General features: G+C 68.3%; 20 protein-coding genes. 11 read left to right on the top strand and 9 right to left on the bottom strand.

What is annotated here, in order from left to right; all coding sequences use genetic code 11:
• Positions 1 to 133 precede the first annotated feature (133 nt).
• The 4 genes from ppk1 to lpxH all read left to right on the top strand — a co-directional run bounded on the left by ppk1 (position 134) and on the right by lpxH (position 5425).
• Positions 134 to 2227: a polyphosphate kinase 1 gene (ppk1, locus tag ABQJ56_RS13595; RefSeq protein WP_367845550.1), complete on the top strand. Its 2094-nt coding sequence runs from the start codon at positions 134 to 136 to the stop codon at positions 2225 to 2227.
• Between the two features lie 55 nt (positions 2228 to 2282).
• Positions 2283 to 3800 carry a Ppx/GppA phosphatase family protein gene (locus ABQJ56_RS13590; protein WP_367845549.1) on the top strand — a complete coding sequence of 506 codons (1518 nt, stop codon included), beginning with the start codon at positions 2283 to 2285 and terminating at the stop codon, positions 3798 to 3800.
• Positions 3801 to 3990: 190 nt separating this feature from the next.
• On the top strand, positions 3991 to 4689 hold the full coding sequence (locus tag ABQJ56_RS13585) for a peptidylprolyl isomerase (protein ID WP_367845548.1): 699 nt from the start codon (positions 3991 to 3993) through the stop codon (positions 4687 to 4689).
• A gap of 7 nt (positions 4690 to 4696) precedes the next feature.
• Complete coding sequence (lpxH, locus tag ABQJ56_RS13580) at positions 4697 to 5425, top strand: UDP-2,3-diacylglucosamine diphosphatase (RefSeq protein WP_367845547.1); 729 nt, start codon at positions 4697 to 4699, stop codon at positions 5423 to 5425.
• Between the two features lie 76 nt (positions 5426 to 5501).
• On the opposite strand, the gene ABQJ56_RS13575 is transcribed toward lpxH, so the two are convergent.
• The 7 genes from ABQJ56_RS13575 to ABQJ56_RS13545 form a co-directional block, all read right to left on the bottom strand.
• Entirely contained in the window at positions 5502 to 6110 is a 609-nt protein-coding gene (locus tag ABQJ56_RS13575; RefSeq protein ID WP_367845546.1) for a sterol desaturase family protein, read from the bottom strand.
• A gap of 205 nt (positions 6111 to 6315) precedes the next feature.
• On the bottom strand, positions 6316 to 7203 hold the full coding sequence (gene yihG / locus ABQJ56_RS13570; RefSeq protein WP_367845545.1) for a 1-acylglycerol-3-phosphate O-acyltransferase, YihG family: 888 nt from the start codon (positions 7201 to 7203) through the stop codon (positions 6316 to 6318).
• Positions 7204 to 7284: 81 nt separating this feature from the next.
• Positions 7285 to 8529 (bottom strand): cysteine desulfurase, encoded by a 1245-nt coding sequence (locus ABQJ56_RS13565; protein WP_367845544.1) that lies wholly within the window; start codon positions 8527 to 8529, stop codon positions 7285 to 7287.
• A 122-nt stretch (positions 8530 to 8651) separates the two neighbouring features.
• Entirely contained in the window at positions 8652 to 9956 is a 1305-nt protein-coding gene (sufD, locus tag ABQJ56_RS13560) for a Fe-S cluster assembly protein SufD (RefSeq protein ID WP_367845543.1), read from the bottom strand.
• Positions 9953 to 10720 carry a Fe-S cluster assembly ATPase SufC gene (sufC, locus tag ABQJ56_RS13555; protein ID WP_367845542.1) on the bottom strand — a complete coding sequence of 256 codons (768 nt, stop codon included), beginning with the start codon at positions 10718 to 10720 and terminating at the stop codon, positions 9953 to 9955. The genes sufD and sufC overlap by 4 nt, the downstream gene beginning before the upstream one ends.
• Before the next feature lie 217 nt (positions 10721 to 10937).
• On the bottom strand, positions 10938 to 12410 hold the full coding sequence (gene sufB / locus ABQJ56_RS13550; protein WP_367845541.1) for a Fe-S cluster assembly protein SufB: 1473 nt from the start codon (positions 12408 to 12410) through the stop codon (positions 10938 to 10940).
• Positions 12407 to 12883, bottom strand: coding sequence for an SUF system Fe-S cluster assembly regulator (locus tag ABQJ56_RS13545; protein ID WP_367845540.1), 477 nt, complete (start codon positions 12881 to 12883; stop codon positions 12407 to 12409). Before ABQJ56_RS13545 ends, sufB begins: the two co-directional genes overlap by 4 nt.
• A gap of 227 nt (positions 12884 to 13110) precedes the next feature.
• Here ABQJ56_RS13545 and ABQJ56_RS13540 point away from each other — a divergent pair, with 227 nt between their 5' ends.
• Both ABQJ56_RS13540 and ABQJ56_RS13535 read left to right on the top strand, forming a co-directional pair.
• Positions 13111 to 13449 (top strand): P-II family nitrogen regulator, encoded by a 339-nt coding sequence (locus ABQJ56_RS13540; protein WP_367845539.1) that lies wholly within the window; start codon positions 13111 to 13113, stop codon positions 13447 to 13449.
• Positions 13439 to 14764 (top strand): ammonium transporter, encoded by a 1326-nt coding sequence (locus ABQJ56_RS13535; protein WP_367845538.1) that lies wholly within the window; start codon positions 13439 to 13441, stop codon positions 14762 to 14764. The genes ABQJ56_RS13540 and ABQJ56_RS13535 overlap by 11 nt, the downstream gene beginning before the upstream one ends.
• A 37-nt stretch (positions 14765 to 14801) precedes the next feature.
• On the opposite strand, the gene ABQJ56_RS13530 is transcribed toward ABQJ56_RS13535, so the two are convergent.
• Positions 14802 to 17753 (bottom strand): DEAD/DEAH box helicase family protein, encoded by a 2952-nt coding sequence (locus ABQJ56_RS13530; RefSeq protein ID WP_367845537.1) that lies wholly within the window; start codon positions 17751 to 17753, stop codon positions 14802 to 14804.
• A gap of 85 nt (positions 17754 to 17838) precedes the next feature.
• Here ABQJ56_RS13530 and ABQJ56_RS13525 point away from each other — a divergent pair, with 85 nt between their 5' ends.
• Positions 17839 to 18120 (top strand): type II toxin-antitoxin system RelE/ParE family toxin, encoded by a 282-nt coding sequence (locus ABQJ56_RS13525; RefSeq protein ID WP_367845619.1) that lies wholly within the window; start codon positions 17839 to 17841, stop codon positions 18118 to 18120.
• A 39-nt stretch (positions 18121 to 18159) separates the two neighbouring features.
• Positions 18160 to 18438, top strand: a complete 279-nt coding sequence (locus ABQJ56_RS13520; protein WP_367845536.1) for a HigA family addiction module antitoxin — start codon at positions 18160 to 18162, stop codon at positions 18436 to 18438.
• Between the two features lie 11 nt (positions 18439 to 18449).
• On the opposite strand, the gene ABQJ56_RS13515 is transcribed toward ABQJ56_RS13520, so the two are convergent.
• Positions 18450 to 20384: a site-specific DNA-methyltransferase gene (locus ABQJ56_RS13515; RefSeq protein WP_367845535.1), complete on the bottom strand. Its 1935-nt coding sequence runs from the start codon at positions 20382 to 20384 to the stop codon at positions 18450 to 18452.
• Between the two features lie 130 nt (positions 20385 to 20514).
• On the opposite strand from ABQJ56_RS13515, the gene ABQJ56_RS13510 reads away from it, so the two are divergent.
• The 3 genes from ABQJ56_RS13510 (at position 20515) to murU (ending at position 22842) form a co-directional block, all read left to right on the top strand.
• The gene (locus ABQJ56_RS13510; RefSeq protein WP_367845534.1) at positions 20515 to 20916 is read left to right on the top strand and encodes a helix-turn-helix domain-containing protein; all 402 of its coding nucleotides are present in this window, start codon (positions 20515 to 20517) and stop codon (positions 20914 to 20916) included.
• Between the two features lie 83 nt (positions 20917 to 20999).
• Positions 21000 to 22016 (top strand): aminoglycoside phosphotransferase family protein, encoded by a 1017-nt coding sequence (locus ABQJ56_RS13505; protein ID WP_367845533.1) that lies wholly within the window; start codon positions 21000 to 21002, stop codon positions 22014 to 22016.
• 121 nt (positions 22017 to 22137) lie between these two features.
• A complete protein-coding gene (murU, locus tag ABQJ56_RS13500; protein ID WP_367845532.1) occupies positions 22138 to 22842 on the top strand; it encodes an N-acetylmuramate alpha-1-phosphate uridylyltransferase MurU in 705 nt (234 codons plus the stop codon).
• The last annotated feature ends 117 nt before the right edge of the window (positions 22843 to 22959 follow it).

Raw genomic sequence — 22959 nt, 5'->3', positions numbered from 1 at the left:
CCGCCGGCCGTGCCATACCGGATGACGCTTCGCGGCAAGCCGTGCAGGCAGCCGGCCCTGCGCCGCCGCATGGCGTGAGTGCCGCCCGGCGCGAGTCACATTGCCGCGGCCGGAAATGCGCCAGAATGCGGGCATGCGCCGTACCGACACCCCCATGCCCACGCCCATCGACCTCGCCGCTCCCGAGCTCTTCCTCAGCCGCGAGCTGGCCGCGCTGGAATTCAACTTCCGCGTGCTGGCGATGGCGCGCGACACCACGGTGCCGCTGCTGGAACGGCTGCGCTTCCTCAGCATCGTGGCGAACAACCTCGACGAGTTCTTCGAGGTGCGCGTGGCGATGCTCAAGCACCACCATGCCTACGGTTCCGCCGCGCCCGGGCCGGACGGCCTGACGCCGCCGGAACTGCTGGCGCGCATCCGCAGCCGCGTGCTGGAGCTGGTCGCCGGGCAATACCAGACCTGGCAGCAGGAACTCCGCCCGCAGCTGGACGCCGAACGCATCCACATCCTCACCCGCAAGCAGTGGAGCCCGCGCCAGCGGCGCTGGCTGCAGGGCTATTTCGAACACGAGGTGCTGCCGGTGCTGTCGCCGCTGGGGCTGGACCCGGCGCATCCGTTCCCGCGCATCCTCAACAAGACGCTGAACATCGCGGTGGTGCTGAAGGGCCGCGACGCGTTCGGCCACGAGGGCCACATGGCGCTGGTGCGCGCGCCGCGCTCGCTGCCGCGGATCATCCGCCTGCCCGCCGAGGTGTGCGGCGAGGGCGACCATTTCGTGTTCCTCGCCGAGCTGCTGCATGCCTTCGTCGACCTGATGTTCCCCGGCTTCAAGGTGGTCGGCTCCTACCAGTTCCGCGTCACCCGCAACAGCGAGCTGATGGTGGAGGAGGCGGAGGTGGACAACCTCGCCCGCGCGCTCAGCGAGGAGCTGGTGGGGCGCGGCTACGCGCGGCCGGTGCGGCTGGAGATCGCCGACGACTGCCCGCAGGCGATCACCGCGATGCTGACGCAGAACTTCCAGCTCGAGGAAGCCGATGTCTACCGCTGCGACGGCCCGGTCAACATCATCCGTGCCGGGCTGATCTGCGACTGGCTGGACCGCCCCGAGCTGAAATACCCGCGCTTCACCCCGCAGCTGCCGGCCGGGCTGGAGACGAGCCGCGACAAGTTCGAGCACATCGCCCAGCGCGACGTGCTGCTGCACCACCCCTACCAGAGCTTCGCCGCGGTGGTGGACCTGCTGCGCCAGGCCAGCACCGATCCGAACGTGCTGGCGATCAAGCAGACCCTGTACCGCGCCGGCGAGGACACCCCGCTGGTGGACCTGCTGGTGGAGGCCGCGCGCCACGGCAAGGACGTCACCGTGGTGGTCGAATTGCGCGCGCGCTTCGACGAGGAGGCCAACATCCGCCTCGCCACCCGCCTGCAGGAGGCCGGCGTGCAGGTGGTGTACGGCGTGGTGGGCTACAAGACCCACGCCAAGATGATGCTGATCGTGCGCCGCGAGGGCGACACGCTGCGCCGCTACGCCCACCTCTCCACCGGCAACTACCACCAGATCAACAGCCGCACCTACACCGACATCGGCCTGATGACCGCCGACCCGGAGATCGGCGAGGACCTGCACAAGGTGTTCCAGCAGCTCTCGGGCCTGGGTCCGCGCATCGCGCTGAAGCGCCTGCTGCATTCGCCGTTCACCCTCTACACCGGCGTGATGGAACGCATAGCCCGCGAAACGGAACTGGCCCGCGCCGGCCGCCCCGCGCGCATCGTGGCCAAGCTCAACGCGCTGAACGAGGCGCACGTGATCGAGGCGCTGTACCGCGCCTCGCAGGCCGGCGTGGAGATCGACCTGATCGTGCGCGGCGCCTGCACGCTGCGCCCCGGCCTGCCCGGCGTCTCCGAACGCATACGCGTGCGCTCCATCGTCGGCCGCTTCCTCGAACACAGCCGCGTGTACTGGTTCGGCAACGACGGCGCGCCGGAGATCTACTGCGCCAGCGCCGACTGGATGGAACGCAACCTGATGCGGCGCATCGAGATCGCCTTCCCCATCCGCGATCCCGAACTGGCCGCGCGCGTGTACGAGGAAACCCTCGCCAACGGCCTCGCCGACAACACCCAGGCCTGGCTGCTTGACGCCGCTGGCCGCTACACCCGCGCCACCCCGGGCCGCCATGCGCCCTACAGCGCGCAGCAGGCGCTGCTGGACAAGTTGTGCCCGTGAGCGTGGCGATCCGGCATCATGGGCGCACCCGTGCCCACCTGTGAGGAACCCGCGCTTGAGCCAGGCCGACCAGACCCCGATCCGCGATGGCGAACTGCTCGCCGCGGTGGACATGGGCTCGAACAGCTTCCACCTGATCGTGGCACGCATGGAACACGGCGAGCCGCGGGTGATCGACCGCCTGCGCGACAGCGTGCGCATGGCCGCCGGCCTGCGCGGCGACGGCTCGCTGGACGCCGATCGCCGCGCCCGCGCGCTGGACTGCCTGGCCCGCTTCGGCCAGCGCATCGCCGGCCTGCCCTCGCAGCGGGTGCGCGCGGTGGCCACCAACACCGTGCGCCGGCTGGCCGCTCCGCAGGCCTTCCTCGGCGCCGCCGAAGCCGCGCTGGGCCATCCGATCGAGGTGGTGTCCGGTCGCGAGGAGGGCCGCCTGATCTTCCTCGGCGCCGCGCACGACCTGCCCGCCTCGCGCGAGCCGCGGCTGGTGATGGACGTGGGCGGCGGCAGCACCGAGTTCATCATCGGCCGCGGCCTCGCGCCGCTGCACACCGAGAGCGTGCAGGCCGGTTGCATCGCCTCCACGCTGCGCTTCTTCCCCGGCGGCAAGCTCAACCGCAAGCGCTGGCAGCGCGCGCGCGGCGAGATCGGCGTGCTGCTGCAGCAGTTCGCCGAGGACTACCGCGAATCGGGCTGGCAGGAGGCCTACGGCTCTTCCGGCAGCGCCAAGGCGATCGGCGCGGTGGTGCAGGCGATGAAGCTCAGCGACGACGACATCACCCCTGCCTCGCTGGCCGGGTTGCGCGACGCGCTCCTCGCGCAGGGCTCGATCGCCACGCTGAAGCTGCCCGGCCTGGTGGAGGAACGCGCGCCGGTGATCGCCGGTGCGGTGGTGATCTTCGAGGCCGCGTTCGAGGCGCTGGGCATCGCGCGCATGCGCGTGTGCGAGAGCTCGATGCGCGAAGGCCTGTTGTGGGACCTGCTCGGCCGCGCCGCCGGCAGCGATCCGCGCACCGGCAGCATCGACGCGCTGGCCAGCCGCTACGGCGTGGACCGCGCGCAGGCGCGGCGCGTGGAGTCCACCGCGCTGCAGCTGTTCGACCAGGTGGCGAAGGCCTGGAAGCTGGACGGCGAGGCGCGCGAATGGCTGTCCTGGGCCGCGCGCGTGCACGAGATCGGCCTCGCCATCGCGCACAGCCAGCACCATCACCACGGCGCCTACATCCTGCGCCACGCCGACCTCGCCGGTTTCTCGCGGCAGGAGCAGCAGCTGCTCGCCGCCGTGGTCGAGCTGCACCGGCGCAAGCCGGACAAGGCGGTGATCGCCACCTTGCCGCAGCGCTACCGCCAGCTGGCCCGCTACACCACGGCGCTGCTGCGCCTCGCGGTGCTGTTCCGCCGTGGCCGTCGCGCCGAATCGCTGCCGGCCATGAAGCTCGCCGCCACCCGCCAGCGGCTGCGCCTGGGACTGCCGGCCACGTGGCTGGAACAGCATCCGCTCAGCGAGGCCGACCTGCAGCAGGAACAGGCGCCGATGGTCGAGCTGGGCCTGGAGCTGGAGCTGTCCGCGACCTGATGGTGTGCCCGTGCATTCGTCCGGGAGCGCCGTGGCATGGCGCGTGGCTGCAAGCTTCAGGCTCCCGCTCCGCCCTCGCGCCACCCGCGGCCATCCATGGCCGCACTCTTCAATGAGAGCTGAACTTCGGGGGACGCGCACGCGCGGCTGGCCGCGTATCATGCGCGGATACCCCGGACTGCGTGACGCCATGCCCAAGTTCAAGCTCGCCCTGCTGCTCCTGTCCGCCGCCCTGCTCGCGCCCGCGCTACAGGCCCAGGACGCCAAGCCGGCGGCCACGGCCAGTCCCGAAGTGGTGCTGCACACCTCGCAGGGCGACATCACGCTGGAGCTGTACCCGGACAAGGCGCCGAAGAGCGTGGCGAACTTCCTGCAATACGTGCGCGAGGGTTTCTACGCCGGCACGGTGTTCCACCGCGCGATTCCCGGCTACCTGGTGCAGGGCGGCCTGTACACGCGCGAGCTGCAGCCCAAGCGCACCCGCCCCGCCATTGCCAGCGAGGCGGACAACGGGCTGTCCAACCTGCGCGGCACCGTGGCGGTGGCGCGCGGCGCCGATCCGAACTCCGGCACCTCGCAGTTCTTCTTCAACCTGGTGGACAACCGCCGGCTCGATTTCGTGGGCAACCAGAGCGGCCTCACCTGGGGCTTTGCCGTGTTCGGCAAGGTGGTCAAGGGCATGGACGTGGTGGACAAGATCGCCGCCCTGCCCACCCGCGGCATCGGCCCGTTCGCCGCCGACGTACCCAATCCGCTGGTGGTGATCGAAAGCGCCCAGGTGCTCGGCGAAGCCGCGCCTGCCGCGGCGGCCAGCGCGGCCGCGCCTGCCGAAGCCGCCGCGCCCAAGCCGGCGAAGCGCGGCGCCCGCAAGCCCGCGCACGGCGGCTGAGGCGCCGATGGGCACGCTGTTCATTGCCGACCTGCACCTGGACGACAGCCGGCCCGGGATCACCGCACTGTTCGAGCGCTACCTGGCCAGCGACGAAGTGCGCCGCGCCGACGCGCTGTACATCCTCGGCGACCTGGTCGAGGCCTGGATCGGCGACGACGACGACGCGGAACTGCCGCGACGCATCGCCGCCGCCACCCGCGCCGTGCGCGCGGCCGGCGTGCCGGTGTACTTCATGGCCGGCAACCGCGACTTCCTGCTCGGCGAGGACTACGCCCGCCGCGCCGGCTTCGAACTGCTGCAGGACGGCACCGTGCACACGCTGTACGGCCGCCCCACCCTGCTGATGCACGGCGACGTGCTGTGCACCGACGACCTGGCCTACCAGGCGGTGCGCAAGCAGGTGCGCACGCCGGAGTGGCAGGCGCAGATCCTCGCCATGCCGCTGGAGGCGCGCCGGGCCTTCGCCGCAAAGTCACGCGCCGAAAGCCGCGCCCACACCGGCAGCACGATGGAAGCCATCATGGACGTCAATGCCGACGCGGTGGCGGACGCCATGCGCGAGGCCGGCACGACGCGGCTGATCCACGGCCACACCCATCGCCCCGCGATCCATCGCTTCGAGCTCGACGGCCACACCGCCGAGCGCATCGTGCTCGGCGACTGGTACGAGCAGGGCTCGGTATTGCGCGTGGATGGCGACGGCGCGGAACTGCGCGGCCTGCCGCCGGGCTAAGCCACCGCATGCCGGGGCGCATCCGGGACGCGACCAGGTCGTTCGCGAAAAGCCCGAGCGCGCACAGGCCGCGCTACTACAGCCGCACCTTGCTCTTGGACACGTACCACGTGCCCAGCAGGAAATCCCACAGCGGCGAAGTGACACCGTAGTTCTTGTCGGGATGGTGGTGGTGCACGTGGTGCACCGCCGCCCACTTGCGCGCCAGCGGGTGGCTGAAACGGCGGCGGTGGATGATCAGGTGGCTGAAGCCGTACAGCGCATAGCCCAGCGCGATGGCGCCGGAAAGCAGCAGCGCGACCGCCAGGGGCAGCAGCAGGGCCAGCATCGCCGCGAGCAGCAACACCACCGCCGGCGGGAAGAAAAACGGCAGCGAGTCGAAGCCCAGCGGCTTTTCGTGATGCAAGGTGTGGCCTTGCTCGAACAGCGGCACCGGCCCGTGGAACAGCCAGCGGTGGAAGGCATATTCGATGAAGCTGAAGATGAACAGGCCCAGCAGCAGCAGCAGCGCGGCCTGCAGCGGACGGCTGTGGTCGACCCAGAACGCCGCGCCGAGCAGGGCGAAGCTGACCACGAAATCGGCGGCCTGGCCGACCCAGTAGTTCGCCCGCGTGGCCGACATCCGCGCAATGGCCTGCAGCACGCCGTGGCCATGGGCCTCGCTCGGGCGCATCGTCTCACCCATGGGCAAGCCTCGCTCGTATCCGGTTTGCTTGGCGTCGATCCAGCGTCATCCTCCACCCCTTCGACCGGTTCCGCGGCAGTTCCATGGCTGCCTTTCACGGCGGCATCACCGCCCATGCAAGCTTACAGCGCCCCGCCCGACGGCGGGTATGGCGTGGTTTCGCCGCCTCACGCGGTATTCAGTCGCGCGCGCGGCATCGGCACGATTATTCCAGCAGCCGCCCGACCCGCGCATCCTGCTCTCGCCACAGGGCGTTGATCCACGCCTGGAAACGCTGGCGGAACGCCTCGTCGCCCTCGTAGTCGCCGCGCAGGCCCGGCTCGATCGGACGCTGGCGCAGGCTCACCCGCACCTCGCGCAGCCGGCCGCCGATCAGGTCGGACAGGCTGCACGGGCCACCGGGGTAGACGATGGCGACCTCGAGGATCGCCTGCAGGCCGTCGCCCATCGCGTCCAGCACGAAGGCCACCCCGCCGGCGCGCGGCCGCAGCAGGTGCCGGTAGGGCGAACCTTGCGCATCGTGCTTGGCCGGCGTGAAACGCGTGCCCTCCACGAAATTCATCACCGACACCGGCAGCTGGCGGAACTTCGCGCAGGCACGGCGGGTGGCCTCGCGGTCCTTGCCCTGCCGTTCGGGATGCCTCGCCAGGGTTTCCCGCGAGTAGCGCTTCATGAACGGGAAATCCAGCGCCCACCACGCCGGCCCCATCAACGGCACCCAGATCAGCTGGCTCTTCAGGAAGAAGCGCAGGAACGGGATGCGCCGGTTCAGCAGCTTCTGCAGCACCGGGATGTCCACCCAGCTCTGGTGGTTCGCCAGCACCAGGTAATTCGCGTCGCGGTGCAGGCCGTCCAGGCCGTCCACCTGCCAGCGGATGCGCGTGAACAGATCGAACAGCGCGTTGTTGACGGCTATCCAGCTTTCGGCGATCGCCACCAGGGTGCGCGAGCAGGCGCGGCGAAAACCGGCCAGCGGCACGAGCAGTTTCAGCAGGGTCAGCGCGAACAGCGGCAGCACGTGCGCCAGCACGTTGAGCACGAGCAGCAGCACGACCAGCGGCACGCGGATCAGGCCGGGCAGAGAGGCGAACATCGGGAACCCTGTGGCGGATGTGGGCCCAAGCATAAAGGCCCGGGAAGCGCCCCGGGACCGCCGGGGCGGCGCTGCGGCGACTCAACGCAGCAACCGGCGCACCTTGAGCAAGGCCGCCACGAAGGCGTCGACTTCCTCGTGGGTGTTGTAGAACGCCAGCGAGGCGCGCAGCGTGGCCGGCACGCCGTAGAACTGCATCAGCGGATGCGCGCAATGATGGCCGGAGCGTACCGCCACGCCTTCCAGGTCGAGCAGGGTGGCGAGGTCGGTGGCCTGCGCGCCCTCGACCAGGAACGAGATCACCGGCTCCTTCTCCTGCGCCTCGCCGAAGATGCGCAGGCCGGGAATCTCGCGCAACCGCGCGGTGGCATGGTCGAGCAAGGCACGCTCGTGGGCGCGGATCGCCTCGAAGCCCAGCGACTCGACATAGTCGATCGCGGCCGCCACGCCGGCGAAACCGGCGATGTTCGGCGTGCCCGCCTCGAAGCGGTGCGGCGGCTCGGCGAAGCTGGTGCCGGAGAACTTCACCTCGCGGATCATCTCGCCGCCGCCGAAGAACGGCGGCATCGCGTCCAGGTGTTCCTTGCGCGCCCACAGCGCGCCGGTGCCGGTGGGCGCCAGCATCTTGTGGCCGGTGAGCGCATAGAAGTCGCAGCCCAGCGCCTGCACGTCCACCGGGCGGTGCGGCATCGCCTGCGAGCCGTCCACGAACAGCGGGATGCCGCGCCTGCGGCATTCCTTCGCCAGCTCGCGCACCGGGTTCACCGTACCCAGCACGTTGGAGACGTGGCCCACGCAGGCCAGCTTCACCTCGGGCGTGAGCAGCTCGACGAACTTCTCCACGACCAGCTCGCCGCCCGGGGTGATCGGAGCCGCCTTCACCGTGGCGCCGGCGCGCGCGGCCACGATCTGCCACGGCACGATGTTGGCGTGGTGCTCCATCGTGGTGGTGAGGATGGCGTCGCCGGGCCGGAGCCGCGGCAGCACGAAGCTGTAGGCCACCAGGTTCGCCGCCTGCGTGGTGCCCGAGGTGAGCACCAGTTCGTTGCGCGAGGGCGCGTGGATGAAGCGCGCCAGCGCGTCGCGCGCGCCCTCGTAGGCCGCGGTGGCCTCCTCGCCGAGCAGGTGCACGGCGCGCGACACGTTGGCGTTGTGCTCGCGGTAGTGGCGATCCACCGCCTCGATCACCTGGCGCGGTTTCTGGCTGGTGTTGGCGTTGTCGAAGTACACCAGCGGCTTGCCGTGCACCGTGCGCGCGAGCAGCGGGAAATCCGCGCGGACGCGCTGGACGTCGAAGGTGGTTGGGGTGCCGGCTTGTGCATTCATCCCGAAGATCCCGTGGTTGGCCCCCTCCCCTGCTTGCAGGGGAGGGTTGGGGTGGGGTGCCCTGCGGCGAGCCTTGCCCCCCTCCCAACCTCCCCCTGCAAGCAGGGGGAGGAGAAATAACGTCATGCCGGCAATTCAATCGCCAGCAAGCCGGCCAGGTGTTCGCGCAGCGCCGCGTTCGGCAGGTCGTCCAGCACCGCGCGGCAGAACGCGACGGTGAGCATCCCGCGCGCCTCGGCCTGCGGGATGCCGCGCGAGCGCAGGTAGAACAGCGCGCGCTCGTCGAGCTGGCCCACGGTGGCGCCATGCGCGGCCTTCACCTCGTCGGCGTAGATCTCCAGCTCCGGCTTGGTGTCGATCTCGGCCTGGCCGGACAGCAGCAGGTTCTTGTTGCTGAGGCTGGCATCGCTGCCGTCGGCGCCGGGCGCCACCAGGATCGCGCCGCGGAACACGCCGCGTGCACGCTGGTCGGCCACGCCGCGCCAGACCGAATCCGAAGCCGTGTTCAGCGCCTGGTGGCGGATCGCCAGCTGGGTGTCGATGTGCTGGCGGCCGTGCGGCATGAACACGCCGCGGGTATCCAGCCGCGCGCCGTCGCCTGCCAGCTCGGCGCGCAGCTCGTGGCGCACCAGCGCGCCGCCCAGTTCCAGCACGTGCAGCGTGGCCTGCGCCCGCGCGCCCAGCTGCAGCCGGCTGCGCCGGACCAGGGTGCTGCCGCCGTCCGCGTCCTGGAACAGCGTGTGATGCAGCACCGCACCGTCGCGCAGCACGATGTCGCCCACGGCCGTGCCGAGGTGCCGCTGCTCGCCGCTGGCGGCATGGTGTTCCACCAGCGAGAGTTCGGCGCCCTCGCCCAGCTCGATCACGTGGCGCAGGTGCCAGGCCAGCTCGCCATCGGCAGGCGCGCCGAGGAACACGAGGTGCACCGGCGCAGCGGGCTTCGCGTCGGCTGCCAGCTTCAGCACCACGCCGTCGGCGGCCAGCGCGGCGTTGAGCCGCACGAAGGCGTCGCCCGTTTCGGGCTCGTGCCGCGACAACATGAAGCGCAGCGGCTCCGGTTCCTGCCGCAACGCCTGCGACAACGGCTGCAGCGTGAGGCCCGCCGGCAGCGCGTCCAGCACGGAGAGGTCGGCGCGGAACACGCCGTTGACGAAGACCAGCCGCGGCCCGTCCACGCCGGGCAAGGCGAACGCGGCGGGATCGATCGCGCGCGATGCCGCCTGTGCGTCGCCGTTCGCGAAGCGGCGCTGGCCCAGCGCGCGCAGTGCGGTGTACTTCCATGCCTCCATGCGCGTGTCGGGGAGGCCGGCGGCGGCGAAGGCCGCGAGCTGTTCGCGGCGCAGCGCGTCCAGCCAGGCGATGCCGCTGGCCGGCAGCGCCGCGTCGTCCAGCGACGCGACGAAGGGCGCGGGGGCCGGCTGGTTCATGCCGATGCCCCGGCCGGCTCGCCGTGCTCGCGCACCCAGGCGTAGCCGTGCTCTTCCAGCTTCAGCGCCAGCGTCTTGTCGCCGCTTTCCACGATGCGGCCGCCGGCCAGCACGTGTACGAAGTCGGGCTCGATGTAGTCGAGCAGGCGCTGGTAATGGGTGATCACCAGAAACGAGCGTTCCGGCGAGCGCAGCGCGTTGACGCCCTGCGCCACCTGCTTCAGCGCGTCGATGTCCAGGCCCGAATCGGTCTCGTCGAGGATGGCGAGCTTCGGCTCCAGCACAGCCATCTGGAAGATCTCGTTGCGCTTCTTCTCGCCGCCCGAGAAACCCTCGTTCACCGCGCGGTGCAGCAGCTCGTCGGAGATCTGCATCACCTTGAGCTTCTCGCGCACCAGCTTGAGGAACTGCATGGAATCCAGCTCCTTCTCGCCGCGCGCCTTGCGCTGGGCGTTGAGCGCCGCGCGCAGGAAGTAGGTGTTGTTGACGCCGGGGATTTCCACCGGGTACTGGAACGCCAGGAACACGCCGGCGGCGGCGCGCGCCTCCGGCTCCAGCGCCAGCAGGTCGATGCCGTCGAAGCTCACGCTGCCGGCGGTGACCTCGTAGCCGTCGCGGCCGGAGAGCACGTTGCCCAGCGTGGACTTGCCCGCGCCGTTCGGCCCCATGATGGCGTGCACCTCGCCCGGATTCACCGTCAGCGAAAGGCCCTTGAGGATTTCCTTGCCCTCGACGCGGGCGTGCAGGTTGTCGATCTTCAGCATGTTGGTTCCTGATCTTTTAGCCCCTCTCCCGCCGGGAGAGGGGTTGGGGTGAGGGTTCGGTGCTTGCGGAAAGATCCATGCAAGCCTCGCACCCTCATCCGCCCTTGCTCGCGCCATCCCTGTCGCTCGCCCCTTCGGGGCCAGCTTCGCTGTTCCGCAGGCGCATCCTGCGCCTGCAGGTCGGGCACCTTCTCCCGGAGGGAGAAGGAAAAAAACATCAACCCACCGCGCCTTCCAGCGAGACCTCGAGCAGCTTCTTCGCTTCCACCGCGAATTCCATCGGCAGTTCGCGGAACACCTGCTTGCAGAAGCCGTCGACGATCATCGAGACGGCATCCTCCTCGCCGATGCCGCGCGAGCGGCAGTAGAACATCTGGTCGTCGGAGATCTTCGAGGTGGTGGCCTCGTGCTCGACGATGGCGCTGGGGTTCTTCACTTCCATGTAGGGGAAGGTGTGCGCGCCGCACTTCTTGCCGATCAGCAGCGAATCGCACTGGGTGTAGTTGCGCGCGCGCTCGGCGCCCTTCTCCACCTTCACCAGGCCGCGGTAGCTGTTGTTGCTGCGCCCGGCGCTGATGCCCTTGGAGACGATCTTCGACTTGGTGTCCCGGCCGATGTGGATCATCTTGGTGCCGGTGTCGGCCTGCTGGTAGTGGTGGGTGAGCGCCACCGAGTGGAACTCGCCCACCGAGCGGTCGCCGCGCAGCACCACGCTGGGGTATTTCCAGGTGATCGCCGAACCGGTCTCCACCTGGGTCCAGCTGATCTTGCTGTCGTCGCCGCGGCAGTCGCCGCGCTTGGTCACCAGGTTGTAGATGCCGCCCACGCCGTTCTCGTCGCCGGGGTACCAGTTCTGCACGGTGGAGTACTTGATCTGCGCGCGCTCCAGCGCCACCAGCTCCACCACCGCGGCGTGCAGCTGGTTCTCGTCGCGCTTGGGTGCGGTGCAGCCTTCGAGGTAGGAGACGTGGGCGCCTTCCTCGGCCACGATCAGGGTGCGCTCGAACTGGCCGGTGTTCTGCGCGTTGATGCGGAAATACGTACTCAGTTCCATCGGGCAGCGCACGCCCTTGGGAATGAACACGAAGCTGCCGTCGGAGAACACCGCCGAGTTCAGCGCGGCGAAGAAGTTGTCGCCCGGCGGCACCACGCTGCCCAGGTACTGCTGCACCAGCCCGGGATGCTCGCGGATCGCCTCGCTCATCGAGCAGAAGATCACGCCGGCCTCGGCCAGCTGCTTGCGGAAGGTGGTGCCCACGGACACCGAGTCGAACACCGCGTCCACCGCCACGCCGGCCAGCGCCGCGCGCTCGTGCAGCGGCACGCCCAGCTTCTCGTAGGTTTCCAGCAGCGCCGGATCGACTTCGTCCAGCGACTTCGGCGCCTGCTTGGGCGCGGCGTAGTAGCTGATCGCCTGGTAGTCGATCGCATCCATCTTCAGCTTGGCCCAGTCCGGCTGCGGCATGGTCAGCCAGTGGCGATAGGCGGCGAGGCGCCACTCGGTCATCCACTCCGGCTCGCGCTTGATCGCGGAGAGCTGGCGGATCGTCTCCTCGTCCAGGCCCGGCGGCAGGCCGGTCATCTCGATCTCGGTGACGAAGCCGGCGCTGTAGTTGCGCCCCAGCGCCTCGGCGACCCCGGCGTTGTCGCGCAGCGCGGTGGAAGTGCTGTCGATGGTTGCGCTGCTCATGCCGTGGTTCTGCCTTTCAGGATGCCGGCTTTCAGGGTGCTGATGTCGATCGTCACGTCGGGGTGGCGCGGCGGCGGCCGCAGCATGTCGGCCAGGCTCACCGCACGCAGCGCCCGGTCGAGCACGGTGTTGATGCGCTGCCAGCTGCCGCGCACGCCGCATTGCGCCTCGCGCTCGCACTGGCCTTCGGTGACACCGCATTCGGTCATGCCGATCGGGCCTTCCATCGCCTCGACCACGTCGGCAAGGCTGATCGCCTGCGCGGGCCGCGCCAGCCGGTAGCCGCCGTTGACGCCGCGGAAGGACTCCACCAGGCCGGCATGGCCCAGCGACTTCAGCAGCTTGCTCACCGTGGGCAGCTCCAGCCGGGTCTCGTCGGCGATCTGCGCCGTGCTCAGCACGTCGGCCGGATGGGCGGCGATGCAGGTCATCACCACCGTGGCGTAATCCGTGAGTCGACTGACGCGAAGCATGGGGAGTCGGGGAGCGGCCTTAATTCAGACCAAAATGGTACTGATTGCGGAAAGCCCGGTCAAATGGCCGGCTTGCACCAGCAACACGCAAGGCTTGCACCAGTTTCGCCAGATCCAGACCGCTTCGCCCGCCATCTGGCCGTCCAAACGGCCACACGACGCGCTTCCTGCCGCTGGCACGCATTCTGCTGTGGTGCAACACAAAGCCTGCCGCGAAGGAAAAACGCATGCTGTGGATCACCGCCATCATCAAACCGTTCAAGCTGGATGAAGTACGCGAGGCGCTGGCCGAGGCCGGCGTGCACGGCATGACGGTCACCGAGGTCAAGGGTTTCGGCCGCCAGCACGGCCACACCGAGCTGTATCGCGGCGCCGAGTACGTGGTGGATTTCCTGCCCAAGCTCAAGATCGAGATCGCGGTGAGCGACGAGCAGGTGGAGCAAGCCATCGAGGCGATCGCCGGCACCGCGCGCACCGGCAAGGTGGGCGACGGCAAGATCTTCGTCAGCCCGCTGGAACAGGTGATCCGCATCCGCACGCAGGAGGTCGACGCCGATGCGCTCTGACCGACTGCTGGCCGGCGCCACCGCGCTGGCCTTCCTGCCGTTTTCCGCCCTCGCCCAGGCCGCGCCCGCGCCGAGGCTCGACAGCGGCGACACCGCCTGGATGCTAGTCGCATCCATGCTGGTGCTGATGATGACGATACCCGGCGCCGCGCTGTTCTACGGCGGCATGGTGCGCGCCAAGAACCTGCTCTCGGTGCTGATGCAATGCTTCGCGATCACCGCGCTGGTCACCGTGCTGTGGATGCTCTACGGCTATTCGCTGGCCTTCGGCACCGAGGGCATGCATGCCGGCGTGACGAACTGGCACTCGATCGTCGGCGGCCTCGGCCACGCCATGCTCGCCGGGCTGAAGCCCGATTCGCTGTACCAGACCGTGCCGGAAAGCGTGTTCGTGATGTTCCAGCTCACCTTCGCGATCATCACGCCGGCGCTCATCATCGGCGCCTTCGCCGAGCGCATGAAGTTCAGCGCCATGCTGTGGTTCAGCGGCCTGTGGCTCACCTTCGTCTACCTGCCGATGGCGCACATGGTGTGGAGCGGCCCCGGCTCGCTGCTGGGCGACATGGGCGTGCTCGACTTCGCCGGCGGCACCGTGGTGCACATCAACGCCGGCATCGCCGGCCTGGTCGCCTGCCTGGTGATCGGCAAGCGCCGCGGCTGGCCGCACACGCACATGCCGCCGCACAACCTCGGCTACACCGTGATCGGCGCCAGCCTGCTGTGGCTGGGCTGGTTCGGCTTCAACGCCGGCTCCGCGGTGGCCGCCAACGGCAGCGCCGGCATGGCGATGCTGGTGACGCAGATCGCCACTGCCGCCGCCGCGATCGGCTGGACCGCGGTGGAATGGGCGATCCACAAGCGCGCCAGCGTGCTCGGCATCGCCTCCGGCGCGGTGGCCGGCCTGGTCGCGGTGACGCCCGCCGCCGGCACCTGCGGACCCGGCGGCGCGCTGCTGATCGGCCTCGCCGCCGGCGGCATCTGCTTCTTCACCGCCACCCGGCTCAAGCACAAGCTTGGCTACGACGACACGCTGGACGTGTTCGGCGTGCACGCCATCGCCGGCATCGTCGGCGCCCTGCTCACCGGCCCGTTCGCCGCATCGAAACTGGGCGGCTTCGGCACGGTGACCTCGCCGCTGCTGCAACTGTGGATACAGGCCAAGGGCGTGGGCTTCACCATTGCGTGGAGCGCGGCGCTGAGCTGGGTGATCCTGAAACTCGTCGACCGCATGGTCGGCCTGCGCGTGGATGCGGAACAGGAGCAGATGGGGCTCGATCTCGCCGAGCACGAGGAGCGGGCGTACAACCTGACGTGAGTGACCCGGCCGGCAGCCTGGAGCCTGGGCGACGACCTCACATGCCGTCGCCAAGCTGCAGGTCGCCCTGCGACTGCGCGGTCGGCGTGGCGCGGGCGCGCGAGTACGCCAGCAATTCCCCCAGACGGGCACCCTTCTCGCGCCAGTCGTGGAACAGCGATTCACCGACCAGCGCGTAGTGCCACACGCGCTCGCCACGCAGCGCCGGGGCCAGCGCGTTGATCCGTTCGCACCACGTGGTCGCCGCCTTCAGCTTGCGCTGCACGTTCGGATGGCTGACCTGTTGCTGCGCCTTGGTCTCGACCAGGTAGATCGCATCAGCCGTGCGCACCAGGAAATCGGGGATGTACAGCGCCGGCAGGCCATCGTCCTTGACGTAACGCAGCCGCACGAAGTCGTGCCGGTTCTCGCTGATCTTGCAGAATGCCTCCACGCCGGCATCGCTCTGTGCCCATTCGATGAAGGCGCGCTCCAGGCCGCCGCTGCGGGTGGGATACGGCAGGCGCTCGTAGATGCACTTGCCGACTTCCAGCGAGGCGCTCTCGCGCACCATCAACCGCGTCACCTCCGACAGCCGGCGATGGCGCACCTCGGTGCTGCCGGTGGTGGTGTGCTCCTCGGTGCGCACCAGCGCCAGCCCGAAGATCTTCACGATGTGATCGAGCACCGGGTCCAGCAGCAACAGCCGCCAGCCCTCGTCCGCGAATGGCTCGAAAGGTTCGTCAAACAGCCATTCGCGGATGTAATCGTCCAGCGCGGACGCCAGCACGACGGTATTCATCTGCAGGTACGGGCGATCCAGGTTTTGCGCGATCCGGTTGCCCTTCGGCAGTGGATGGTTCAACGCCTGGCCGACGCGCCGGGTCAGCCGCGACAGCAGTTCGTTGTAGCCGCTGACGTTCATCGCCGCGCCATCGACGCGGTAGTCGCCGAACAAGGTGCTGCTCTGCAGATCCTGCGAGGTGAAGGTGTCGCCCTTGCCGAGCAGTTCGGCCAGTCTGGCCCGACTCATCGCGCTGAACGGCGGCAAGGCAGAGACGTCGATCGGCAGGTGCTCGACGTTTTCCTCGGCCTCGCGCAGGATGAACGGGATGGCAAAATCGTACTGTTCGTAACCCTCGCGCAATTCCGAGGCGATCAGGTCGCCGGTGCTGCTGCCATCCTCGTCGTCGCCGGTCGTGCCGACCAGGCCCTCGGCCATCAGCTCGTCGTAGAAGCCCTGGAATGCCGGATGCTCGACGATCGAGAGGATGTCGATCAGCGAACCCGGCTCCTCGCCGTGGTTGATCCGCTCGCGGTTCTCGCGCTTGATGTCGGCGTACTCCGGGTCGCGCCACATCAGGCGCAGGCCGCGGCCGATGGTCTGCTCCAGCAGGATCTGCGCCTGGCTGGAACGCAGCGGCACGATCACGCAGATGTTGTTGACGTCGAAACCTTCGCGCAGCATCAGCACGCTGACGATCGCCCGCGGCCGGGCATGCTTGTCCACGTTGAACAGGCGCTGGCGCAGCGGCGCCCAGTCCTTCTCGCCCAGTTCGGCCTTCTTGCCGGAATCGACGGTGAGCACGTCGTCGTCGTGCAGGCCCTCGTCGAGCAGGAACCGCGCAACCAGCGGCGACACTTTCGTGTCCTCGCACACCACCAGCATCTTCGGATGGCGGCCGGGATCGAGCCGGGCGAAGTCCGCCTCCAGCTTGCGCAGCTTCTGCAGGCCGGCGCGCAGCATCACGCGCTGGCCTTCCGAAAGCATGACGTTGCCATCGGCATCGCGCTCGGCCTTGAACTCCAGTGGCAGCGCGCCGAGTTCCTTGCGCTTGTCCAGCACCAGCGACTTCACCAGCCCCAGCCGCATCGCCGCCCTCAGGTCGAAATCCACCACGACGTGCGGGAAATACAGCTTGCGCTTGCCCTTCCCGCCGCCGACGTCGTTGTACGGCGTGGCGGAGAAATCCATCTGCACGAAGCGGCGGCCCTTGCCCGCGGCGATGACCGACAGGCTCTTCTGCCATTCGACCTCGCTGGTCTCGCCCTCTTTCTTCAGTTCGTGGATGTGGTGCGCCTCGTCGTTGAACACCATCAGCTCGGGCAGGTCGGCGAGATAGGAGAGCACGTTGCCGCGCGCCCAGCGCCGGTCCAGCACGTCCAGGCTGTTGCCGGCGGCGCGGCCGGGCGTCAGCGGCAACACGTCGTAGGCCACGCGGGCGGCATCGGCGACCATGCCGGGCGCATCGACCCGTTCGGCTTCGTCCTGCTCGATTTCCTCTTCGGCCTCGCTGAGCAGGTGCCAGTTGGTGATCGCGATCATGCCGTTGCCGGTGGCCTTCAGACCGATCTCCTGCTTCTGGCATACATTGCCGCGCACGAACTGCGCGATGCGCTCGCGCCGCGCCGGCGGCGCGAACAGCTCGGCATAGGTGGCGATGTCGGAACTGGCGAAGTCGCGGCTCTTGTCCTCGTTCTCCTTGCCGAGGAACGCGTCCAGCAGCCGTTCGTACACGATCAGTCCCGGCGCCACGATCAGGAAGCGGCGGGTGAAACGCGGATCGTCGCGGCCTTCGTCCAGCGCAGCGGTCTTGTTCAAGAGCTGCCACACCAGCAGCGCCTGCAGCACCCAGGTCTTGCCGGTGCCGGTGGCCATCTTCAGGCAGTACTTCGGGTGGCCGTGCTTGTCCTGCGCCACCTCGGCGAGCCGTGTGCCGTGCAGCAGCGCATCGGCGCAGACCTGCTCGTAAAGGTTCTTCAGGTTCGGGCTGTCCAGCACCTCGTGCGCCACGATCACGTTGAGGATCGCCTGGCGCTGGCCGGGATGGAAGTTGAACGTGCGCGACTGGCAGGCATCCTCGCCGAACCACCAGCGCAGCAGCTCGGCGGTGACCGGCGTCACCCGCTCGTAGATATCGGCAATGCCCTGTTCCAGCCCAATGCAGAGCTGTTCGGTACGGCGGGTGAGCGCGGCGGCCAGCGCCAGCGGATGGCTTGGATCACCCATGGTCAGGCTCCATGTACTTGCAAGCCATAAACGTTTTGTTTATGGTCTGGACGGAAGGATTTGCCGGGTAAACAGGAGTGACCGGGTGATCAGGAGCTTTGCCGACAAGGAAACGGAGCGGTTTTTCGCGACCGGATCGGGGAAGCGGTTCCCGCCTGACATCCAGCGACGCGCCATGCGGCGCCTGTACCAGCTGGATGCCGCCGATTCGCTCGAGGAACTCCGGTATCCGCCGTCCAATCGCCTGGAGGCGTTGGCGCGCGACCGGGCCGGCCAATGGAGTATCCGCATCAATGACCAATGGCGGCTCTGCTTCCGGTTCGAGGGTGGCCAGGCCTTCGATGTCGAAATCGTCGATTACCACTGAGGCACCGCAACCATGAGCATCCCAGCGACCAGGAACGGCATGCCGCCGATCCATCCCGGCGAGTTCGTCGAGGAAATCCTTGAGGACCTCGACATGAGCCAGGCCGCGCTTGCCAGGGCGATCGGCGTTTCGCCAATGCGCATCTCGCACGTCGTGCGCGGCGAGCGCCCCGTGACCGCCGACCTGGCCTTGCGCTTCGGCCGGGCGTTTGGGCAGTCGGCCCAGTTCTGGATCAATCTGCAAAGCGCCTACGACCTGAAGATCGCCGAACGCGAGATCCGGAAGGGATTGGACAAGATCAAACCGCTGGCGGCCTGACGGCATCGGAATCATTTGCCGGGTTCCGCCACCATCTTCACCACCTCGGCCTCGAAGCCGAACACGTCGACCACGCGCACGCAGACGCGACGCGGGCCGCCCTGGTACGGCACGTTGAACTCGGCGGCAGTCACCACGCGCAGCGGATCGTCGTCATTGGCGGTGTTGCCGCGGTAGTCCTGCCACACCGAGCGGAATACACGGCCGTCGTAATCCGGGTCGACCGCCCAGTATTCGATCAGCGCCAACGGTTCGGCGTTGGCCACCTTGAGCAGCTTCTTCCGGTTCTCCTCGTCGAGATTGATGGCCTCGGGCGAGAGCAGCACGTAGTTGTCGAGCGTGACCTTGATCTGCTCCACGTCCCCGCTGCACATGCGCTGCACCGGCTTGATCGTGAGGTATTGCAGGCTGGAGAAACGCACCTGCCCGCGCAGCTTCTCGATGCCGCCCTTCTTGCGCAGGCGGTCGAGCAGGTCGGGCGGGATCACCAGCACTTCAAGCCTGGCGTCGTTCAGCGCGGTGATGCTCTCGCCGATCGACGGCTCGAAGTTCCAGCCCAGCACCACCACCCGGTCCCAGCCGCCGAGCAGGTGGTCGCGCTGGGCGATCGCCTTGCGCAAGGTGGCGTCGCCGGTGAGCTTGTTCGGCGAATCGACCAGCACCAGGGTCTTCTTGCCGCCGTAGACCACCGCGCCCAGGTTGCGCAGCGGGTTGTCCTCCGGCGGCAGCGGCAACGCGCCATACAGCGACAGCACGATGCCCGACAGGTCGCCGACGCGGAAGCTGCGTCCCAGCGAACTCTTCGCCGCCTCGACCTGGTAGTCGCCGATCGCCTGGTACAGGAACGGCTTGGCGCCCTGATCGATCAGCCGCTTGCGCATGATCATGCAGGCGGGTTTGCCGAGGTCGGTGGTGATCCAGCGGCGGCCGAGCTTTTCGGCGACGGCGGCAGTGGTGCCGGAGCCGCCGAATACGTCGAGAACTAACCCTCCCTCTGGACATGACGCAAGGAGGATGCGCTCAAGCAACGATTCTGGTTTCTGGGTGGCGTAATCCACCCGCTCCTTAGATGAGGACGAGATGATGGGAATGTCCCATACATCGGAAACTGCTTTGCCTTCCTGCAAGATTTCGTCAACACGGCGCAGCTTGTTCTTTGAGTTTCCTTTGCCGCCTGGCATCCATATCCATTCAACGCCTTCCTCGTCGACGTGAATGGCCTGCTTCCTACTTTTCATCAGGTCATCTTTCGTCCATGCCGTTTTCGGCATGTCGAAGTAGGTATCTGGACCTTTCCCGTAAAAATAAAGGGCGTCGTGCTTCCGGTTGTAGAACCCCGGCAAATCCATCATTCGGAAGGAATAGTCCCAGATGATCTCATTTTTGAATGCGCCTCGGCCAAATACCTCATCAAGTGCAAGCTTTACGTAATGCCCCACATGCCAATCCAGATGCACATAGATCGAGCCCGTCTCGCTCAATAGCTCCCGCATCAGGATCAACCGCGGCGTGATCATCGCCAGATACGACGCCGTGCCATCCGACCACGTATCCGAATACGCGAACTGCTCGATCACCGTGGGCCGCTGCTCCAGCTCCACGCCGGGCAAGGCGACCTTGGTGCGGTAATCGGCCTTGGAGTCGAACGGCGGGTCGATGTAGATCAGGTCGACCTTGCCGCGCAGGCTGGGCGTGTGCTCGTCGCCAGCCAGCAGCGCGGCCATCGCCAGCAGGTTGTCGCCGTAGATCAGCCGGTTGGTCCAAGCGGCCTCGCCTTCCGTGTCCAGATGCGCCTGCCGGTTCGCCGCGACGATCCAGTCGTTGTCCCGCGTGTCTTTCGACGGCAGCACCCACTCGCGCGTCTGCAGGCTGACCCTATGCCGCCCTTCCAGGCTCTCCAGGATCTTCTCGGCCTGCTGGCGCCCGCGGGCGACGATCTCGGGCAACTGTTCGAGCAGGGATTTGGGCATGGCGGCGACCGTGGGGAATCCAATCGCCGAATGAAAGCAAGTTTTTCATTTTTTATAAAGCATTACTTTCATTCGCACGCATGGCCGGGGCCTATGGTCGTGGCCCATGAAGACCGAACAGTCCGCCTTCGCCAAGCGCCTGGCCGCTGCCCTCGAAGCGGCCGGCATCGAGGCGAGCTCGACCGTGCTGGAGAAGCTGGTGCCGCAGCAGGGCGGCGAAGCCGTGACTCCGCAGGCGATTTCCAACTGGCTCAGCGGCAAGCACATCCCGAAGCAGGCGAACCTGCAGGCCCTGGCCCGCATCACCGGCGTACCGCCACACGAACTGCAGTACGGCACATCCACCCACAAAGGCGTGCGCGAGGCGCACTCTGCCTGGCCGGACCACGTGCGTGGCCACGACCGCCTCGCCTTCGAGGCGTTCCTGACGCTCTCCGACGCGCAGCGCAAAGTGGTCCGCGAATTGATCGCGCTGCTTGCCGTGCCCGCCCGCAGACGCTCCAGCTGATCGCGACCGCTTCGGTAGCCGCCGGCTCGCACAGCCGCCGTCGCGCCGCTAAGCTGCAGGGCACTTCGAGCACGCCCTGCCCCATGCCACTTCCCGTCCAAGACCGCACTGCAGCCCGCCTCGCCTGGACCCGCCGCACGCTCGGCGACCCCACGCTCACGCTGGCACCGGCCTCCGCCGACGCCAGCTTCCGCAGCTACTGGCGCACCGCTCACGCAGGCCAGAGCTGGATCGTGATGGACTCGCCGCCGGAGCGCGAAGACCCGCGGCCGTGGCTGGCGATCGGCGCGCGGCTGGCCGCCGCCGGGCTGCACGTGCCGAAGGTGGCGGCGCAGGATCTGGAGCAGGGCTTCCTGCTGATCGAGGATCTCGGCACGAGGCTGTATCTCGCCGAGCTGGACAACGCGAACGCGGACCGGCTGTACGGCGACGCGATGGACGCGCTGCTCGCGATGCAGACGAAGGTGGCCAGCGACGACCTGCCGCCGTTCGACCGCGCCGTGCTGGTGAACGGGCTGGAGGTGATGCCCAAGTGGTTCCTCGAACGCCATCTCGGCCACACCCCGGATTGCGACGAGTGGGACGTGCTGGAAGCGGCGTTCGACGTGATCATCCACAACGCGCTGGCGCAGCCGCGCGTGTTCGTGCATCGCGACTACCACAGCCGCAACCTGCTGCTGACGGACACGGACAACCCCGGCGTGATCGATTTCCAGGGCGCGCTGCACGGCCCGCTCACCTACGACCTCGCCTCGCTGCTGCGCGACGCCTACGTCGCCTGGCCGCGCGAGCGCGTGGAAGCCTGGGTGGAGTCGTACCGGCAACGCCTGCTTGACGCCGGCGTGATCGACGGCAAGGTGGACCCTGCACGCTTCCGCCGCTGGTTCGACCTCACCGGCCTGCACCGCCACGTGCGCGTGCTGGGGCAGTTCTACCGATTGTGGTATCGCGACGGCAAGCCGGGTTATCTCAAGGACGTGCCGCAGGTGTACCGCTACGTGATCGAGGTGGCGCGCAGCTATCCCGAGTTGGCGGCTTTCGCGGCATTGCTGGAGCGGCATGTGGCTGGCCGCGACCTCACGCACGTAGCCGCAGCATGATGGGAAGGCCTCGACCGTCCATATCCGTCATCCCGGCGAATGCCGGGATCCAGCGGCGTCTCCGGAAAGTGCAAGTAAGGCACGGGATGACGGTGTCTTGCTGCCATCAGGGGCTCGCGGCATGAGGCATGCGCTGATCTTCGCCGCGGGGCTGGGTGAGCGCATGCGGCCGCTCACCGAGCACACGCCGAAGCCGCTGCTGCCCGCGGGCGGCAAGCCGCTGATCGTGTGGCACCTGGAGAAGCTGGCCGCGATGGGCGTGAACTACGTGGCGATCAACACCTCCCACCTCGCGGAGCAATTTCCGGAAGTGCTGGGCGATGGTTCGCGCTGGGGCCTGCGCATCCGCTACGTGTACGAAGGCGCCACCCCGCTGGAAACCGGCGGCGGCCTGCTCAACGCGCTGCCCCTGCTGGGTACGGAGCCGGTGCTGGCGATCAGCGGCGACGTGTGGTGCGACGCCGACTTCGCCACCCTGCCCGCCGAACCGGAGGGCCTCGCGCACCTGCTGATGGTGGCCAACCCGCCGCATCATCCCGGCGGCGATTTTCGGCTGGATGCGCAAGGCCTGCTGCACGCCGAGGGCGAGCCGCGGCTCACCTACAGCGGCATCGGCGTGTTCCGCCGCGAACTGCTGGACGGCTGGCGCGAAGCGGTGGGCGATGTCCCCGGCACCGAGGCGAAGCCGCCGCGCTTCAAGCTGCGGCCGTTGCTGGAAACGGCGATGGCGCGCGGTGCGCTCGCCGGTTCGCTGCATCGCGGCCGCTGGACGGACGTGGGCACGCCGGAGCGCCTGGCCCAACTGGACGCCGCGCTCGCGGGCTGAGCCGCCGAAACGCAAACGGCCCGGGAAAACCCGGGCCGTCGCCTGCATCGGCGGAAGAGCCCTCTCTGCCTGCGGGCGTCTCTCCCGCCAGCGGGAGAGAATCATCAGGATCGCCCG

The sequence above is a fragment of the Rhodanobacter geophilus genome (assembly GCF_040812275.1).
In the GTDB taxonomy this organism is placed as follows: Bacteria; Pseudomonadota; Gammaproteobacteria; order Xanthomonadales; family Rhodanobacteraceae; genus Rhodanobacter_A; species Rhodanobacter_A geophilus.
Note: the sequence above shows the minus strand (reverse complement) of the source record. Positions and strands in the feature narration are given on the sequence as shown.